This is a genomic window from Streptomyces sp. NPDC007025 (assembly GCF_042869455.1).
In the GTDB taxonomy this organism is placed as follows: Bacteria; Actinomycetota; Actinomycetes; order Streptomycetales; family Streptomycetaceae; genus Streptomyces.
This window is the reverse complement of the sequence record NZ_JBIAFT010000006.1, coordinates 61870-77080: the sequence shown is the minus strand read 5'-3', so window position 1 is coordinate 77080 and position 15211 is coordinate 61870. Positions and strand designations below refer to the sequence as shown.

Here is a 15211-nt window from a genome sequence, read left to right as displayed (position 1 = left end):
GCCGTCCGGGGCCTACTTGCTGACGTACTGGTGCAGTCCGGGAATCGTCAGGGTGCCGCCGAACTGGCCCGCCTGCCGCACCGACACGTCGGTGAAGTAGGCGAAGGGCACATTGATCGGCGGGGGCGTCTCGGGGCTGAAGGTGATCGGGATCAGCCCGAACAGGTTGCCCTTCAGCTCCTCGGTGTACATGGTCACCTTGCCGCCGCGGATGGTCGACCTGGATCCCTCGGCCGCCTGCACGTGGTAGGTCACCCCGTCGGCCTGCACCGTCTGGTGCAGATCGCCGATGTCCAGCGCGTCGGCGGTGAACTTGAGGGCCTGCTTGGTCTTCCCGTTCGGCATGGTGATGTTGACGACCCCCTCGTAGTCGAGGCCCATCAGCGTCAGCGAGGACGCCTCCAGGTTCCAGGGGTCGTTGGGGACCTGGGCCGGGGTCTGCTCACCGGTGCCCTGGACGTCCATCTTCTCGGGGCACGGGAAAGGCTTGCCGGCGTCCTTCTCGGGGTCGTAGTCGCGGGCGGTGCCGTCCTTCGCGTCGGCGCCGACCCCCGAGTCCTCGCCCGACTCGTCGCCCTTGCCGTCCTTCTCGTCCCCGGTGTTCTTGCCTCCGTCGGCCTTGCCGTCGTCGGCCTTGCCGGAGCCGCTCGCGGCACCGCTCCCGTCGGCCTTCCCGGTCCGGTCGGCGGTGTTGTCGCCGTCCGATCCGCGCCCGGACTTCGCGCCACCGCCGGACGGGGAGGTGTCCTCGTCATCGGCGTCACCGGTGTCCCCGGAGCCCTTCGAAGGGCTGGGCGTGGGGCTGTCGGCGGGCTCGTCGGCGGGCTCGCCCTTGTCCTCGCCCTTGTCCGGGTGGAGCAGGTCGTCGAGCGTCTTGCCCACCCCGAGCGGGTCGTACCAGGGGTTCTCCTCCTCGTCGTCCGGCGCGCTGTCCTCGGACTTCGCGGACGGCGAGGGCGAGGTGGCGGGCTCCTCGGAAGTGGTCTTCCCGGAGGAACCGGAGGAACCGGAGGAACCGGACGGCTTGTCGCCGCCGGATCCGCTACCGGAGGCGCCGTCCCCGGGCTTGCCGCCGGCCTTCTCGTCGGACTTCTCGCCGTCGGCCTTCCCGGCGGCTTCCTCGGCCTCCTTCTCCCGCTCGGCCTGCTTGCGGGCCAGCTCCTTCTTGAGCTTCTCGGCCCGCTCTTTGCGCTCGGCCTTCTCCTCCTCGGTCTCCTGCTGCTCGGATATGGAGACGCAGGAGTCGCCCTTGAAGGGGTTCTTGGGGAGCGGCTTGGCGTTGGCGAGCTGCGGGGTGATCCCGACTCCCAGCAGGACGGCCGAGGGCATCGCGGCCAGCGCCACCGCCTTGCCGGCCGGCAGGTGGAACCGGGTCAGCAACGGCTTCCTGGGGGCGGCGTGCCGGGGCCCGGCTCTTCCCCGGGCACCCGACGCGGCGCCCGGGCGCGCGCGCTCCCCTTCGTGGACCTCGTCACCCGGCACGGTGCCTCCCGTTCCCGTCATGCGCGTCGACCCCGTCCGCGGGGGACGCTCCAGAGACTGCTGTGTTGTCGCTCGCCGGCCCCGTTCCGGCGTCCGCACCGGCATTCTCCGCGGGATGCCCGGCCCCCTCGGCCTGCTCGCTGCGCTCGGCCCGTTCGGCCGGCGCGGCGGGCTCGGCCACGGCGGTCTTGCCCGGGACCCAGGAGACGCCCAGCGCTCCACCGATCAGTCCGAGCAGGAAACCGATCAGGAAGGCGCCGAAGTTGGAGACGACGAGGGAGACCAGCGCGAGGAGGATCGCGGCCACGCCTGCGAACACCCGCGACTGGGGCTGGAACCACATGGTCAGTCCGAGGACGACCAGCAGCACGCCGATGATCAGCGACCCCGCGCCCGCGGTGGTCGACATCCGGATGGTCAAGGACCCCAGGGTGAGGTTCTGGTAGGGGACGTACATGATCGGGATGCCCGCCAGCAGCGTCAGCATCCCGCCCCAGAACGGGCGCTGGCCGCGCCAGTGCCGGAAGGACTGCCTCTTGTGGCCGAATCCGGTCGTCAGACTCTGTCGCGTGTCGGCGCTCATGGTACGGGGCTCCTCGGAACTGGCACAGAACTTGCTGGTGTGGAGCGGACCCTACGGGTGCGGAGGTGCGGTCGGAGCGGGTGCCCTCGCCCTCCGCACCCGTGGGAGGCTCACATCAGTAGCACTCGGACTTGCCCTTCTTGACGCTCATGTGCAGACCGCTGAGCTTGAAGGTGCCGGCGGTGGTCGCCCACGCGCGCTGCTTGACGTCGGTGAACCGGACGCTCTCCGCCTGCTGGGCGAAGGAGCCCTTGGCGTAGGCGTCGCCCTTGTGCGGACCGGGACCCTTGGTGGTCTTGTCCGTGCTGACGCCGATGTCGATGTTCTTGAACGTGGCGTTGGCGTACAGGTCGTCGGCGTCGATGTAGAGCTTCTTCGCCTCGACCTTGGGGCCACCTGCGCCGCCGGCGCTCAGCTTCATCGAGACGTCGCCGAAGACCGGGACCGGAACGACGACCGACTGGCAGAGATTGCGTATCTTCGCCGAGTTCATGCCGACGACGGCGACGGGCTTCTTGCCCTTCTCCGTGCTGTCGAGCGCGCCGTACTGGACGAACCCGCTGCCGTCCAGCTGATCCGCCGTGACCTTGAACTGCTGGCCGGAGACGCTGAACGACGCCGCCAGCGCACCCTGCGAGAGGGCGACGCCGATCGCTGCCGTAGCGGCCACGCTCGGCACCATGACTACGGCGAACCGCTTCCATCTGGTCCCGCCACGAGCCAGGGACTCCATGACTTTCCTCCTTCTCGGACGTACATCTCCGGCTCGGAGAGCCGTGCCGCCTGTGCTCAGCGGGCCGCTCCTGCCGTGGGGGTACCTCCCGGCCACGTGGCTGGGGAGGGAGACGAGCTACGTCCTCGGAACGGAGAGCGCCAACGTCGTCCATGCCGTCCTCACGCACGTCACGTCCGAGTTGTTGACGATCACCCCCGAGCGACAACCACGGGCCACGCTCTCGCGCAACCTTGCTTTGCAAGGACAGGCCCTGCCGTGGAGCAGGGACCCCCCTGTCCTGAGGACCGGCGGGTGAAACGGATGTTGGGTGATGCAAGTGGTGCAAATGGTGCGATGCCGGTCCACTCGGTGGGGAACCATCGACCGCGGCGCCGAATGGATGCCGGGCTGCGGGGCGATGGACCGAGCGTGGCCGATCGTGGTGCATCTGAGCCCGACGCACAAGGGGGTTCGTTACTTACGAGTAACGGCTGGATAACCCGGAAGCCGTCGCAAGGTACCGTTCGGCCACGGAGGGTTGCGGGTGGGGGTGGGCGCGGAACCGCCTCAACCGGGCAAGCCGGGAGGTTTCCGCGAGATGTCGCTACAGCGCGTAAAGGCGGCCGCGATTACCAAGTTTTGGTAAAGCGCGGCCGCCGATGTCGCTAAATCAATGAGTGGCGACGCCTGTGTGACCGTCGGTACGGGCAGGTCAGAACAGCGCCCGAGCGAGGGCGGCGCGCGCGCTCACGACGCGCGGATCCTCCGGGCCGATGACCTCGAACAGCTCCAGCAGTCGCACCCGCGCCGCGTCCCGGTCCTCACCGGCCGTTCGTCGCACCGTGTCCACCAACCGGCTGAAGGAGTCCTCGACATGGCCGCCGGCCATGTCGAGATCGGCCACCCGCAGCTGCGCGGCCACGTCGTCCGGACGGTCGGCGGCGTCCTTGCGCACCTGCCGGGCATCCATGTCCTGCACCCGGGAGAGCAGTTCGGCCATCGCCAGACCGACCTTGGCCTCCACGTTCGCCGGCTCGTCCGCCAGCTTGTTGCGGTACGCCTGGACGGCACCGGGCAGATCGCCCGAGTCCAGCGCCTGCTGGGCGGCGGCCAGCACCGGGTCCTCCGGGACCTGCGGCTCGGCCGGCTCGGCGGCGGCCTCCTCCTGCTGGGGGACGCCCTGGAGGCCGGTGATGCCGAAGCGCTGCTCGGCGACCTGGACGAGCTGGTCCAGCGTGGCGCGGATCTGCTGTTCGGGGGCCGCCCCCTGGAACAGCGGCAGCGCCTGCCCGGCCACCACGGCGAAGACCGCCGGGATGCCCTGGACGCCGAACTGCTGCATCAGCATCTGGTTCCGGTCGACGTCGATCTTGGCCAGCAGCAGCCGGCCCGCGTACTCCTGGGTGAGCCGCTCCAGGAGCGGTGAGAGCTGCTTGCACGGCTCGCACCACTCCGCCCAGAAGTCGATGACGACCGGCACCTCGGCGGAGCGCTCCAGCACCTCCGCCTCGAAGTCGGCCTCCCCGACATCGAGCACCAGGCCGGCCGGACCCGGCGCCCCGTTCCCCTCGGCGGCGCGGGCTCTCCCCTGCTCCGCCTTCTGCTTGGCCTCACCGGCCGCCTTCACCGCGGCGAGGTCGACGACTCCGCTCATGGACATGTTGCGTGGCTGCATGAGTCCAGTCTCCCCCCTTTGCGGCGGCCTCGTGTGCAGTGGTCGCCAGGTCCCCACCCGGCGCGTGATCGTCGCGGGAGTCATTCCGCTACGAGTCGTAGCGTAACTTGTGCGCCCCGCGCCCCCGCAAGACGCAAGCACCCCGGCGCGCAGTGATCCACCTCACTCTGCACCGCCCGTACCGATCGGTAGGGTCTGCGCATGGCCGTCCCCGACCCCCTGCCCTCAGCCCAGCGCCGCGGCCGTCCGCGCAGCGCCGCGGCCGACCGGGCGATCCTCGCCGCCACGCGCGCCGCGCTGGTCGAGGTCGGCTGGAGCAGGCTGACGATGGGCGAGATCGCCCAGCGCGCCGGAGTCGCCAAGACCACCCTCTACCGGCGCTGGGCCGCCAAGAGCGAGCTGGTGATCGACGCGGTCGCCGTCCTCTTCGACGAGTTGCAGCTGCCCGACCGGGGCTGCCTGCGTGCCGACGTGGAAGGCGTCGTGCTCTCCTTCGCGGCCCTGCTGCGCCGCCCCGAGGCCAAGACGGCGCTGATGGCCGTGCTCGCCGAGTCCACCACCGACGAGGCACTCCGGCCCCGCATCCGCGAGGCGATCGTGGACCGCCAGAAGCGGCTGGTGCTGGACGGCCGCTCGCGGGCGCAGCGGCGTGGAGAGCTGCCTCCCGACCCGGCCGACTCCGCCGAGACCGCACGTGTCGTCGACCTGATCTTCGATGTGATCGCGGGCGCTGTGGTGCACCGCTCGCTGGTGAGCGACTGCCCGGTGGACGAGGCGTGGGCCCGCCTGTTCACCACCCTGCTGCTGGAGGGCCTGGGCGCGGTCTCGCCCCCGCCGGACGCCGGCGGCGCGGCAGCGCCCGACGGGACGGAGCCGCCCGGTGGCAGCCACGGGTAGCCGGCCGGCACCCGGGAGCAGCCCGCCGCGGACTGCCGGCGCCGCTGCACAGCGCCTCGCAGGCGTGGGCTGCCGGGCCCCGCTCCCGCCGCCGGGTCCGGTCCCGGGAAATCCCCGGTGAGCGGCTGCCGCGCCCTGTCAGAATGCGGCGGTGACCGCACAGGAAGCACCACAGCCCCTCCCCTCCTCGCCGCTCGCCCCGCTGCTCCGCGGCCCTCAGGAAGGAGAGACGATCGAGGTGGCCGGCGTCGAGCACTTCTTCCGGCTGACGGCCGAGCACACCGAAGGGCGCTTCTCCTTCGAGGAGTTCACCCTGGCCCCGGGCATCGTCGGCGCCCGTCCGCACGTCCACCACGGACACGACGAATACTTCTACGTGCTCGAGGGCGAACTGACCCTCCACACCGGTGAGGAGGAGGTGACCGCGGGACCCGGCGCCCTGCTGGCGGCCGTACGCGGCACCCCGCACGGCTTCCGCAACGCGGGCATCCGCACGGCACGCGCCCTGTGCCTCTACACCCCCGCCGGTTACGAGGGCTACTTCCGCGACGTGCACGAGGCGGTGGCCGCGGGCGCCGAGGTGACCGACGCGCTGCTGGCGGAGTTCCGCAGCCGCTACCGCACCACCTCCGCGGACCCGGCCTGACCCGCCGGGCCCTCGGGGCCCGGCGGGTCAGGGCTCAGAAGACCGGCGGCTCGGTGTAGGTGCCCCACTCGTCCCGCAGGGCTCCGCAGATCTCCCCGAGCGTGGCCTCGGCCCGGACCGCCTCCAGCATGGGCGCGATCATGTTGCCCTCGCCCCGCGCGGCCTGCACGAGCGTGCTGAGTGCGGCGCGCACGGCGGCGTCGTCCCGCGCGGCGCGCCGGTCGGTGAGCGCCGCCACCTGCTCGCGCTCCACCTCGTGGCTCACCCGCAGGATCTCCAGGTCGCCGGTGACCGACCCGGGGTGGCAGTTGACGCCGACGACCTTCTTGTCGTTCTTCTCCAGCGCCTGCTGGTAGCGGAAGGCGGACTCGGCGATCTCACCGGTGAACCAGCCGTCCTCGATGCCGCGCAGGATGCCGGAGGTGATCGGGCCGATCGGGTGCTGCCCGTCGGGCACGGCGCGCCGTCCCCGCTCGCGGATCTGCTCGAAGATCTTCTCGGCGTCGGCCTCGATGCGGTCCGTCAGGTCCTCGATGTACCAGGAACCGCCCAGCGGGTCGGCGACGTTGGTGACGCCGGTCTCCTCCATCAGCACCTGCTGGGTGCGCAGCGCGATCTCGGCGGCCTGCTCGCTGGGGAGCGCGAGGGTCTCGTCCAGCGCGTTGGTGTGCAGCGAGTTGGTGCCGCCCAGAATCGCGGAGAGCGCCTCCACGGCGGTGCGGACCACGTTGTTGTAGGGCTGCTGGGCGGTCAGCGAGACGCCCGCGGTCTGCGTGTGGAAACGCAGCCACTGCGCCTTCTCGCTGGTGGCGCCGTACACGTCGCGCATCCAGCGGGCCCAGATGCGGCGCGCCGCACGGAACTTGGCGATCTCCTCGAAGAAGTCGAGGTGGGCGTCGAAGAAGAAGGAGAGTCCGGGCGCGAAGGTGTTGACGTCCAGGCCGCGGCTGAGCCCCAGTTCGACGTAGCCGAAACCGTCGGCCAGCGTGTAGGCGAGCTCCTGCGCAGCGGTCGCCCCGGCCTCGCGGATGTGGTAGCCGGAGACCGACAGCGGCTTGTAGGCGGGGATGCCCGCCGCGCAGTGCTCCATCAGGTCGCCGATGAGCCGCAGATGGGGCTCCGGCTGGAAGAGCCACTCCTTCTGCGCGATGTACTCCTTGAAGATGTCGGTCTGCAGGGTGCCGTTGAGGACGGCCGGGTCGACGCCCTGCCGTTCGGCGGCGACCAGGTACATGCAGAAGACGGGGACGGCGGGACCGGAGATCGTCATGGAGGTGGTGACCTCCCCCAGCGGGATGTCCCGGAAGAGGACCTCCATGTCGGCGGCGGAGTCGATGGCGACACCGCAGTGGCCGACCTCGCCCAGCGAGCGCGGGTCGTCCGAGTCCCGTCCCATGAGCGTGGGCATGTCGAAGGCGACGGAGAGTCCGCCGCCGCCGGCCTCGAGGATCATCTTGTAGCGCTCATTGGTCTGCTCGGCGTTGCCGAACCCGGCGAACTGCCGGATGGTCCAGGTCCGGCCCCGGTAGCCGGTCGGGTAGAGGCCGCGGGTGAAGGGGAACTCACCCGGCCACCCGATGCGCTCGAAGCCCGCGACGGTGTCGCCGTCCCGGGGCCCGTAGGCCGGCTCCACGGGGTCGCCGCTGAGCGTGGTGAAATCGGCGTCCCGCTTGCGCGCGGAGTCGTAGCGCTCCTGCCAGCGGCGGCGGCCTTGTGCGATGGCGTCAGCTTCCATACCACCGAATTTACTAGGACGTCCAAGTAAATGTCGATGACAAAGCGCCGGGTGTGGCCCACCCGACCCCGACCGGAGGGCCGGAACCGTCGGGGCCCGGAAGCGGGCCGGGCCGCGCTCAGGCGCCGGCCGGGGCCGCCGTCCCGTCCTCGACCAGCGGCGCGACCTCCCGGGTGACCTTGCGCTCCACGAAGAAGGCGGCGGTGGGAACGGTGCCGGCCAGCAGCACCCACAGCTGCTTGCCCAGCGGCCACTTCGCCTTCTGGCCCAGATCGAAGGCGAAGATCAGATACAGGATGTAGAGCCAGCCGTGCGCGATCCCGACCACGCTGGTGAAGCCCTCGGCGCCGTCCATACCCAGCAGGTACTTGCCGATCACGCCGAGCGTCAGCAGGACGAGGAGCACAGCGGTGACGTACGCCATGACGCGGTAGCGGGTCAGCACGCTTCGTTTCATGGAAACGAGCGTAACCGCCGCTCCGGCGCGTCCCGCCACCGCCCCGGACCCCGCACCGCTCCCCCGGTGGACGCGTCCCGCCGCCTCCTGGGACGGCCCGGCTCAGTGTCCGGGCTCCTCGGGGAAGTCACCGGCGGCCACCCGCAGCGGACGCAGCAGGGCGAAGATGTCACCGAGCTGCCCGACGTCGTAGGCGCCGAGGCCGAAGTCCATCGCCATCAGGTCCTCGGTGGCCGCGTCGCACACCTCGCGGCCCTTGTCGGTGATCGCCGCCAGGGTGCCGCGGCCGTCGTTCGGGTTGGGCCGCTTCTCCACGAAGCCCGCCGACTGCAGCCGGTCCACGGTGTTGGTCACCGACGTCGGATGCACCATCAGCCGCTCGCCGATCTTCGACATCGGCAGCTCGCCCTTCTGCGAGAAGGTGAGCAGCACCAGGGCCTCGTACCGCGCGAACGTCAGCCCGTAGGGCTTGACCACCGCGTCGACCTCGGACAGCAGGATCTGATGTGCGCGCATGATCGAAGTGATCGCGGCCATGGAGGGGACCGAGCCCCATCGCTGCTTCCAGTGCTCATCGGCACGGGCGATCGGATCGAACGTCAGACTGAGCGGCTTGGACACCCTACGACCCTACCGGCCGGTCATGTACCGGCTGAAGCTGTCTCACTCTCCGGGCGTTCCACACCACGCACCCGGTGCCCACCACCCCGGTCGATGCGATCACGATGTGTGCCGGCACGGTCTCGGCCAGCGCACCGCCCAGCGCCATCCCCAGGCCCTGGGAGCTCATCAGGCCCGCCGTCATCAGCGTCAGCGCCCGGCCGCGCAGTTCCTCGGGAGCCGCGTCGAAGAACCACCGGTCCAGGCCCAGGGTGTAGCCGATGCCCGCGCCCGAGAGGCACAGCGCGGCCAGCGCCAGCGGCAGCCCGGGGCGCAGGACGAAGACGAGCAGTGGGAGCAGGAGCGTGGCGGCGAGCGGCAGGACGATGCGCTCGCGGGCCGCCGGGGACAGCAGCGAACCGACGGCCAGCTCGCCCGCCACGCTGCCCACCGGCGCCGCGGCCAGCAGCAGACCCACCCCGACGGGCCCGGCCCCCAGCGCGTCCGCGTACGGCGCCGCCAGCCCCTCGGGGACCACCGCGAACAGCGGCGGGAGCCAGCACAGCAGCAGCAGCGCCCGCACCCGCGGATCGGCCAGCAGCCGACGGGTGCCGCCCCTGGTGTGCGCGGCCGCGCGCACCAGCGCCGGCCGCAGCCGGGTGCCGGTCCGCAGGATCAGCGCCGAGCCCAGGAACCCGGCGACGGTGAGCACCAGCGCGGTGCGCGGCGCGATGACGACCAGCAGCAGCCCGGTGGCCGCGTTGCCGACGATCAGAGTGCTCTGCGCGACGACGCGCAGCAGCGAGCGGCCGAGCACGAACGCGTCCTGGCCCGGCAGGATCGCGCCCAGACTGGCGGCCCGCACCCCGGTGAAGAGGGGCTGCACGAAAGCGGCCGCGGCCCGCAGCGCGAGCAGCAGCGCCACGTGCGCCCCGGGCAGCAGCATCGCGGCGACGCAGGCCGCGCTGAACACATCGCAGGCCACCAGTACCCGGCGGGCGCTGAACCGGTCCGCGACCGAGGCCAGGGCGGCGCCGCCCACCGCGTTCGGGAGGAAGCCGAGCGCGAAGGTCAGGGCGCTCAGCAGCGGTGAGGAGGTCTCCGCGTAGATCATCACGGGCAGCGCGAGTCCCGCCACGACCGTGCCCAGCAGGGACAGCACATGCGCCGCGAACACGGCGCGGAATTCCGGCACGCGGAAGAGCCCCGCATACCGCGCCCGCTGCGGGACCGCTTCGGCCCGCCCGCTGCCCGCGCCGCTGTCCGCGCCGCTGTCCGCCCGCTGCGGGACCACGTCCGGCCGCGCGCTGTCCGACGGGGGGCTCAGTTCGTTGTCCGGTGGCATGGAACGAGCCTGGACCACTCGACCCGCGCCGGACAGGGGTTCGCCTGGGTCCGGGCCCACCTCGCGGCTGCGCGGCGCGGAGCTGCCGGCCTCGTCGCGGGGCCGGCCGCCGGGTGCTGTACGGGCGCACCCCGCCGGGCCCGGCACCGGCAGCCGGCCGGGAAGGGGACGCCCCCGCTCCCGGCCGCCCGGTCAGCTCCCGTCGAGGTACCGGTCGACCGTCGCGACCTTCGAGGTGAGTCCGTCGGTGACGCCGGGCCGGATGTCGGCCTTGAGGACGAGCGAGACCCGGGGCGCCCGCGCCTCGACCGCCGCGACCGCCTGCCGTACGACCGTCATGCACTCCTCCCAGTCGCCCTCCAGCGAGGTGAACATGGCGTCGGTCCGGTGCGGCAGCCCGGATTCGCGGACCACCCGCACCGCGTCGGCGACGTACTCCCCCACGTCCTCGCCGACTCCCAGCGGCGTGACGGAGAAGGCGACGATCACGAGTTGACCGCGCTGGGCGAGGTCTGCTCCTTGCGGGCGCGCGCCGCGATCACTCCCGCCTCCTCCTCCTTGCGGAGCATCTTGTCCGCGAAGAAGCCGCCGGTCGGGAGCACCGAGAGGACGAAGTAGAGCGCGGCGCGGTTCCTGTCCCACTTGTTCCGGTTCCAGGCGTCCAGCCAGAAAAGGACGTAGAGGATGAACAGGACTCCGTGGATGGGCCCCATCACCTTCACGGCGCCCGGCGCCCAGCCGATGTCCGTCGTCCACTTCAGCACCGAGCAGGGGATCAGGATGAGGAAGGAGATCGCCTCGGGCACCGAGGTGAGTCGCAGACGGCGCAGGGCGGAGACCGCCTTGGGCGGCAGGCCGCTAGGAGTTTCCAGTATGGCCACGGCAGGTCCTCAGATCGTGTGGGTCGAGCGGGGTCGGATGCGCGGGGACGACGGCGCCCGGCGTTTGTGAAGGAACGCACAAGCTCTTCCATTGTGGCAGCCCTGCAATGGATCACCGGCCGCAGGGTAGGTTCGTCGCGTGGCTCAGTTCCGACTCGACGGCACCAAGGTGCTGGCCGTCACGCTCGAGGGCGGCGGCGACGCGGTCAAGGCGAAGAACGGCTCGATGGTCGCCTACGACGGCGAGATGGCGTTCAAGAAGTTGAGCGGCGGCGGCGAGGGCGTGCGCGGCATGGTCACGCGGCGGCTCACCGGCGAACAGCTGACGGTGATGGAGGTGAAGGGCCGGGGCACCTGCTACTTCGCCGACCGGGCCTGCGACATCAACCTCGTCCGGCTGAACGGCGAGAAGCTGCATGTCGAGGCGAGCAACCTGCTGTGCACGGACAGCGGGCTGCGCACCGGCACCAGCTTCACCGGGCTGCGCGGGGCCTCCCAGGGCAACGGGCTGTTCACCACCTCCGTCGAGGGCACCGGCCAGGCGGCGCTGATGTCGGCGGGTCCCGCGGTGCTGCTGCGGGTCGGCCCGAAGACGCCGCTCCAGGTCGACCCCGGCGCCTACGTCGCACACCAGGGGGACCTGCGGCAGAGCTTCCAGTCCGGGGTGAACTTCCGCACGCTGCTGGGCGAGGGCTCCGGCGAGGCGTTCCAGATCCGCTTCGAGGGCACGGGCCTGGTCTACGTGCAGCCGAGCGAGCGCAACACGCTGGGAGGGGACGTCTGATGCCGTTCCGGGAGTTGTCCGGCAAGCTGGTGGAGGCCCGCATCGCCCCCGGGCAGCGGATGTTCAGCCAGCGCGGCGCCATGGTCGGCTACCGGGGCGAGGTCTCCTTCACGCCCAACGTCCAGGGCGGCCAGGGCGGGGTGATGTCGATGATCGGCCGCCGGGTGGCGGGCGAGGCCGCGCCCCTGATGACCGTGGAGGGCGACGGCACCGTGATGTTCGGCCACGGCGGCCACCACATCCAGGTGATCGACCTCGACGGCGACACGCTGTGCGTCGAGTCGGACCGCCTCCTCGCCTTCGACGGCACCCTCCAGCAGGGCACCCTCTTCCTCGGCAGGGACGGCGGGGTGATGGGCATGGTGCGCGGCCAGGTCTCCGGGCAGGGCCTGTTCACCACCACGCTCTCCGGGCGGGGTTCGGCGGCCGTGCTGGCGCACGGCGGCATCGTCCAGCTCACCATCGCGCCCGGGCACCCCGTCCATGTGGACCCCCAGGCGTATGTGGCGCACTTCGGCGACGTACGCAACAAGCTGTCCTCGGCGCTGGGCTGGCGGGACATGGTGGGGCGCGGCTCGGGCGAGGCGTTCCAGCTCGAACTGTCCGGCAGCGGCGCCGTCTTCGTGCAGGCCAGTGAGGAGAAGCTGTGATGTCCCAGCCGCCGCAGGGGGGCGCCCCGCAGGACTACCGGGTGTACGACGCGGTGTCGCTGCCCGCGAACGACAACGTCAACCCCTATGCCTTCTGCGTCGAGCTGGACGGCCGGTGGTTCCTGCAGAAGGGGAAGATGATCGCCTACTACGGGCAGATCGACTTCCACGGCATCGGGCACGGACCGCTGGACGGACTCGTCGCGAGCAGCTTCCACTCGCCGCTGCACGCCGCGGACTGGGTGGTCGCCCAGGGGCGCGGCAAACTGCTGCTGGCCGACCGCGCCTTCGACATCAACTCCTACGACCTGGAGGACGGCAACCTGACCGTCCGGTCCGGCAACCTGCTCGCCTTCGACCCGTCCCTCTCGCTGAAGCAGTCCATCATCCCGGGCTTCCTCACCCTGATCGGCACCGGCTCCTTCGTGGCCGCCTCGAACGGGGAGGTGCACTTCGTGGAGCCGCCGGTGCGGGTCGATCCGCAGGCGCTGGTCGGCTGGGCGGACTGCCCCTCGCCGTGCCACCACTACGACCACCGGTACCTCAAGGGCGTCATGGGCGGGCTGCGCGCCCTGACGGGGGTGGGCGGCGCCTCCGGCGAGGAGCACCAGTTCGAGTTCGTCGGAGCGGGCACCGTGCTGATCCAGTCGTCCGAGGTGCTCATGGACGAGCGCGACACCGGCGCCGTCCCGCAGCAGGCCGGGGTGCCCGGGGGCGGCCACGGGGGCGACGGCGGCCACGGCGGGCAGCAGGGGCCGCAACTGCCGGGCCAGTTCGGCAGTCTCCAGCGCCGGCTGGGGCTGTGAAGAGCCGTCCGGCAACGCTGCGGAGCACAAATACCACGCGGCGTAAGCACGCCTGTACGGGCCTGGGTAGAGTCTCACGGTATGGACACCGATGACGGCACCCGTTGGCTCACCGAGGACGAGCAGCGCGCCTGGCGCACCCACCTCGACGTCGGCAGGCTGCTCAGCTATCAGCTCGAGCGCGATCTGCAACCGTTCGGGTTGACCCTCAACGACTACGAGATACTCGTGAATCTCTCGGAGTCGCCCGAGCACCGCATGCGGATGACCGACCTGGCCACGGCGACGCTCCAGTCCAAGAGCCGGCTGTCGCACCAGATCACCAGGATGGAGAAGGCCGGGCTGGTGCGGCGGGAGTCCTGCGAGTCGGACAAGAGAGGGCTGTTCGCGGTGCTCACCGAGCACGGCTGGGAGACCATGCGCACGGTGGCACCGCACCATGTCGCCTCGGTGCGGCGGCACTTCATCGACGGGGTCTCCCCTTCGGACCTCGCCCACCTGGAGCGCATCCTGCGTCCCATGGCGGAGAAGCTCCGCGCCGAACGGGGACGCGTCTAGCGCTCCCGCACGGATCGGCCCCCACTCGCCGGCCCCGCCCGCCGGCCTCCCCGTCCGTCCCACGCGTCGGCGAGCGGCAACCGCAGGACGCACCAACCCCCTCCCCCGGAGGGGGCGCGGAGGGTGCGCGGAGGGTGCGGCCATGGTGCTCCGCGACGTCCCGGGCGGCGGCCGGCCCCGGACCGGCCGGCCGCCGTCGCGGGTGCGCACGGCATCCAGTCGCACAGAGCGTTCGAAGATCCGTCCTTCCCGCACCGAGACCCGCACCCCCGCGGCGGCGTGCCGCTGGGCGATGTCCGGCAGCTCGGCCCGGTCAGGGCGTCACCCCTCGGTGACGCCCTCGACCAGTTCGTCGGCCGCGGTGTAGGGGTCCAGCGTCCCCTCGAGCACGCGCGCGGCCAGCGCGTCGAGCCGCTTGCCGCCCCGCAGCTCGCCGATCCGGCGGCGCAGCGCGGTGACCGCGATGGTCTCGATCTCCTTCGCGGCACGCGCCGCACGGCGCTCGGCCAGCACGCCGCGCTCCTCCATCCAGCCGCGGTGCTTGTCCAGGGCCGCGACCATCTCCTCCAGCCCCTCGCCGCGCGCGGCCACGGTCCTGACCACCGGCGGCCGCCAGTCGCCGGGACCGCGGGCCTCGCCCAGCCCGAGCATGTGGTTGAGCTCGCGGACGGTGGCGTCGGCGCCGTCCCGGTCGGCCTTGTTGACGACGTAGACGTCGCCGATCTCCAGGATTCCGGCCTTCGCCGCCTGGATGCCGTCGCCCATGCCGGGCGCGAGCAGCACCACGCTGGTGTCCGCCTGCGCCGCGATCTCGACCTCGGACTGCCCCACACCGACGGTCTCGACCAGGACCACGTCGCAACCCGCCGCGTCCAGCATCCGGATCGCCTGCGGGGCGGCCCAGGCCAGGCCGCCCAGGTGGCCGCGGGTGGCCATCGACCGGATGTAGACGCCCGGGTCGGAGGCGTGCTCCCCCATCCGCACCCGGTCGCCCAGCAGGGCGCCGCCGGAGAACGGCGAGGACGGGTCCACGGCCAGCACGCCCACCCGCCTGCCCTGCGCGCGGTACGCGGTGACCAGCGCGGAGGTGGTGGTGGACTTGCCGACACCGGGCGACCCCGTCAGGCCGACCACGTAGGCGTTGCCGCAGTGGGGCGCGACGGCCGCCATGGCCTCGCGAAGCTGCGGGGAGGCTCCCTCGACGAGGGAGATCAGCCGCGCCACGGCCCGCGGCGCGCCCTCCCGGGCCGCCGCCACCAGCGCTGCGACATCCGCCATGTCAAACCGCTCCGTTCTGGGCTGTCACCGTCTGTCCGTTCCTCCTACCCGGTTGCGGCGGGATCTCCGCCCCGGGGCCCGCCGCCGGCGGACGGAGGGCACCCGCCGGGCGGCCGCCC

17 protein-coding genes are annotated in these 15211 nt (G+C 71.8%); 6 read left to right on the top strand and 11 right to left on the bottom strand.

Features of this window, described 5'->3' with window-relative positions:
• Positions 1–12: 12 nt before the first annotated feature.
• The 4 genes from ACFYMO_RS13565 to ACFYMO_RS13550 form a co-directional block, all read right to left on the bottom strand.
• Positions 13–1503 (bottom strand): hypothetical protein, encoded by a 1491-nt coding sequence (locus ACFYMO_RS13565; protein WP_366772887.1) that lies wholly within the window; start codon positions 1501–1503, stop codon positions 13–15.
• Positions 1472–2065, bottom strand: coding sequence for a DUF6114 domain-containing protein (locus ACFYMO_RS13560; protein WP_366772888.1), 594 nt, complete (start codon positions 2063–2065; stop codon positions 1472–1474). The genes ACFYMO_RS13565 and ACFYMO_RS13560 overlap by 32 nt, the downstream gene beginning before the upstream one ends.
• Before the next feature lie 115 nt (positions 2066–2180).
• On the bottom strand, positions 2181–2798 hold the full coding sequence (locus tag ACFYMO_RS13555; protein ID WP_026004312.1) for a DUF6230 family protein: 618 nt from the start codon (positions 2796–2798) through the stop codon (positions 2181–2183).
• 694 nt (positions 2799–3492) lie between these two features.
• The gene (locus ACFYMO_RS13550) at positions 3493–4455 is read right to left on the bottom strand and encodes a tetratricopeptide repeat protein (RefSeq protein WP_366772889.1); all 963 of its coding nucleotides are present in this window, start codon (positions 4453–4455) and stop codon (positions 3493–3495) included.
• Between the two features lie 201 nt (positions 4456–4656).
• Here ACFYMO_RS13550 and ACFYMO_RS13545 point away from each other — a divergent pair, with 201 nt between their 5' ends.
• Both ACFYMO_RS13545 and ACFYMO_RS13540 read left to right on the top strand, forming a co-directional pair.
• Entirely contained in the window at positions 4657–5352 is a 696-nt protein-coding gene (locus ACFYMO_RS13545) for a TetR/AcrR family transcriptional regulator (RefSeq protein ID WP_366772890.1), read from the top strand.
• A gap of 151 nt (positions 5353–5503) precedes the next feature.
• The gene (locus ACFYMO_RS13540) at positions 5504–5998 is read left to right on the top strand and encodes a cupin domain-containing protein (RefSeq protein WP_366772891.1); all 495 of its coding nucleotides are present in this window, start codon (positions 5504–5506) and stop codon (positions 5996–5998) included.
• 34 nt (positions 5999–6032) lie between these two features.
• On the opposite strand, the gene ACFYMO_RS13535 is transcribed toward ACFYMO_RS13540, so the two are convergent.
• The 6 genes from ACFYMO_RS13535 to ACFYMO_RS13510 form a co-directional block, all read right to left on the bottom strand.
• A complete protein-coding gene (locus ACFYMO_RS13535) occupies positions 6033–7733 on the bottom strand; it encodes a methylmalonyl-CoA mutase (protein WP_388546278.1) in 1701 nt (566 codons plus the stop codon).
• Positions 7734–7851: 118 nt separating this feature from the next.
• On the bottom strand, positions 7852–8190 hold the full coding sequence (locus tag ACFYMO_RS13530) for a DUF3817 domain-containing protein (RefSeq protein ID WP_366772893.1): 339 nt from the start codon (positions 8188–8190) through the stop codon (positions 7852–7854).
• Positions 8191–8292: 102 nt separating this feature from the next.
• Positions 8293–8811, bottom strand: a complete 519-nt coding sequence (locus tag ACFYMO_RS13525) for a MarR family transcriptional regulator (protein WP_366772894.1) — start codon at positions 8809–8811, stop codon at positions 8293–8295.
• A gap of 1 nt (position 8812) precedes the next feature.
• Positions 8813–10135 carry an MFS transporter gene (locus tag ACFYMO_RS13520; protein ID WP_388546274.1) on the bottom strand — a complete coding sequence of 441 codons (1323 nt, stop codon included), beginning with the start codon at positions 10133–10135 and terminating at the stop codon, positions 8813–8815.
• Between the two features lie 192 nt (positions 10136–10327).
• Positions 10328–10624 carry an MTH1187 family thiamine-binding protein gene (locus ACFYMO_RS13515; RefSeq protein ID WP_366772896.1) on the bottom strand — a complete coding sequence of 99 codons (297 nt, stop codon included), beginning with the start codon at positions 10622–10624 and terminating at the stop codon, positions 10328–10330.
• Positions 10621–11016, bottom strand: a complete 396-nt coding sequence (locus ACFYMO_RS13510; protein ID WP_366772897.1) for a DUF3817 domain-containing protein — start codon at positions 11014–11016, stop codon at positions 10621–10623. The genes ACFYMO_RS13515 and ACFYMO_RS13510 overlap by 4 nt, the downstream gene beginning before the upstream one ends.
• 139 nt (positions 11017–11155) lie before the next feature.
• On the opposite strand from ACFYMO_RS13510, the gene ACFYMO_RS13505 reads away from it, so the two are divergent.
• From ACFYMO_RS13505 to ACFYMO_RS13490, 4 genes are all read left to right on the top strand, one after another.
• Positions 11156–11800 carry an AIM24 family protein gene (locus tag ACFYMO_RS13505; RefSeq protein ID WP_388546270.1) on the top strand — a complete coding sequence of 215 codons (645 nt, stop codon included), beginning with the start codon at positions 11156–11158 and terminating at the stop codon, positions 11798–11800.
• Positions 11800–12450 carry an AIM24 family protein gene (locus tag ACFYMO_RS13500; RefSeq protein ID WP_366772899.1) on the top strand — a complete coding sequence of 217 codons (651 nt, stop codon included), beginning with the start codon at positions 11800–11802 and terminating at the stop codon, positions 12448–12450. Before ACFYMO_RS13505 ends, ACFYMO_RS13500 begins: the two co-directional genes overlap by 1 nt.
• A complete protein-coding gene (locus ACFYMO_RS13495; protein WP_366772900.1) occupies positions 12450–13256 on the top strand; it encodes an AIM24 family protein in 807 nt (268 codons plus the stop codon). Before ACFYMO_RS13500 ends, ACFYMO_RS13495 begins: the two co-directional genes overlap by 1 nt.
• 81 nt (positions 13257–13337) lie before the next feature.
• Positions 13338–13814: a MarR family transcriptional regulator gene (locus ACFYMO_RS13490; protein WP_366772901.1), complete on the top strand. Its 477-nt coding sequence runs from the start codon at positions 13338–13340 to the stop codon at positions 13812–13814.
• Positions 13815–14135: 321 nt separating this feature from the next.
• Here ACFYMO_RS13490 and meaB read toward each other — a convergent pair whose 3' ends face one another.
• Positions 14136–15092, bottom strand: coding sequence for a methylmalonyl Co-A mutase-associated GTPase MeaB (meaB, locus tag ACFYMO_RS13485; RefSeq protein WP_388546265.1), 957 nt, complete (start codon positions 15090–15092; stop codon positions 14136–14138).
• Positions 15093–15211 lie beyond the last annotated feature (119 nt).

Coding starts and splice junctions, on each gene's coding strand:
- ACFYMO_RS13530 (WP_366772893.1), bottom strand. CDS start 8,190: ATGAAACGAAGCGTGCTGACCCGCTACCGCGTCATGGCGTACGTCACC.
- ACFYMO_RS13560 (WP_366772888.1), bottom strand. CDS start 2,065: ATGAGCGCCGACACGCGACAGAGTCTGACGACCGGATTCGGCCACAAG.
- ACFYMO_RS13535 (WP_388546278.1), bottom strand. CDS start 7,733: ATGGAAGCTGACGCCATCGCACAAGGCCGCCGCCGCTGGCAGGAGCGC.
- ACFYMO_RS13565 (WP_366772887.1), bottom strand. CDS start 1,503: ATGACGGGAACGGGAGGCACCGTGCCGGGTGACGAGGTCCACGAAGGG.
- ACFYMO_RS13555 (WP_026004312.1), bottom strand. CDS start 2,798: ATGGAGTCCCTGGCTCGTGGCGGGACCAGATGGAAGCGGTTCGCCGTA.
- ACFYMO_RS13490 (WP_366772901.1), top strand. CDS start 13,338: ATGGACACCGATGACGGCACCCGTTGGCTCACCGAGGACGAGCAGCGC.
- ACFYMO_RS13500 (WP_366772899.1), top strand. CDS start 11,800: ATGCCGTTCCGGGAGTTGTCCGGCAAGCTGGTGGAGGCCCGCATCGCC.
- ACFYMO_RS13545 (WP_366772890.1), top strand. CDS start 4,657: ATGGCCGTCCCCGACCCCCTGCCCTCAGCCCAGCGCCGCGGCCGTCCG.
- ACFYMO_RS13550 (WP_366772889.1), bottom strand. CDS start 4,455: ATGCAGCCACGCAACATGTCCATGAGCGGAGTCGTCGACCTCGCCGCG.
- ACFYMO_RS13520 (WP_388546274.1), bottom strand. CDS start 10,135: ATGCCACCGGACAACGAACTGAGCCCCCCGTCGGACAGCGCGCGGCCG.
- ACFYMO_RS13495 (WP_366772900.1), top strand. CDS start 12,450: ATGTCCCAGCCGCCGCAGGGGGGCGCCCCGCAGGACTACCGGGTGTAC.
- meaB (WP_388546265.1), bottom strand. CDS start 15,092: ATGGCGGATGTCGCAGCGCTGGTGGCGGCGGCCCGGGAGGGCGCGCCG.